Consider the following 207-nt stretch of genomic DNA (forward strand, 5'->3'; position numbering starts at 1 on the left):
TGAACGAACAAAGTCTGGTCTTCAAGCAGCAAGATCAAGAGGAAAGAAAGGTGGGAGACCTACTAAGAAAGAAGATAAAGTGGAAATGGCTGTTAAGATGTATAAGAGTAAAGACTATACAATTAAGCAAATTACAGTGGCGACTGGTATCAGTAAGACCACGCTGTATAGGTATTTAGACAAGGCGCTATAGGGTTGCCTCAGTAA

At 40.1% G+C, this 207-nt stretch carries 1 protein-coding gene; it reads left to right on the top strand.

All coding sequences use genetic code 11. The features are described from left to right. Window positions 1–193, top strand: a 193-nt coding sequence (locus BAQ44_RS09770; RefSeq protein ID WP_000364010.1) for a helix-turn-helix domain-containing protein, incomplete at its 5' end; no start/stop codon positions are given. Between the last annotated feature and the right edge of the window lie 14 nt (window positions 194–207).

The sequence above is a fragment of the Bacillus mobilis genome (genome assembly GCF_001884045.1).
Classification (GTDB): Bacteria; Bacillota; Bacilli; order Bacillales; family Bacillaceae_G; genus Bacillus_A; species Bacillus_A mobilis.